General features: G+C 58.0%; 1 protein-coding gene. It reads left to right on the top strand.

All coding sequences use genetic code 11. The annotated features are described in order from the left end of the window. Positions 1 to 283 (top strand): insulinase family protein (locus tag EN818_RS32250; RefSeq protein ID WP_135906773.1); only part of this gene is annotated, 283 nt, incomplete at both ends.

The following is a 283-nucleotide window of genomic DNA, read 5'->3' as shown; positions in this document are numbered from 1 at the left end:
GAACGATATAGTCGGAGGCTCACGATTTACCTCACGTCTGTTCCAGGAAGTGCGCGAAAAGCGCGGCCTTGCCTACGGTGTCTCGTCCAGCTTGGAAGGCTACCAGCATTCCAACATGCTTGTCGTGACGACGTCGACGCGCGCCGACAGGGCGGCCGAGACGCTCGACCTGATAACACAACCAATCAACGAGCTGGTGGACACAGGCCCAACAGCGGCCGAACTCGAAGCGAGCAAGAAGTATCTGATCGGCGCCTATGCTATCGACAATCTGGGTTCCTCC

Source organism: Mesorhizobium sp. M3A.F.Ca.ET.175.01.1.1 (assembly GCF_004791945.1).
In the GTDB taxonomy this organism is placed as follows: Bacteria; Pseudomonadota; Alphaproteobacteria; order Rhizobiales; family Rhizobiaceae; genus Mesorhizobium.
The sequence above is the reverse complement of the archived record's forward strand: the minus strand, read 5'-3'. Positions and strand labels throughout refer to the sequence as shown.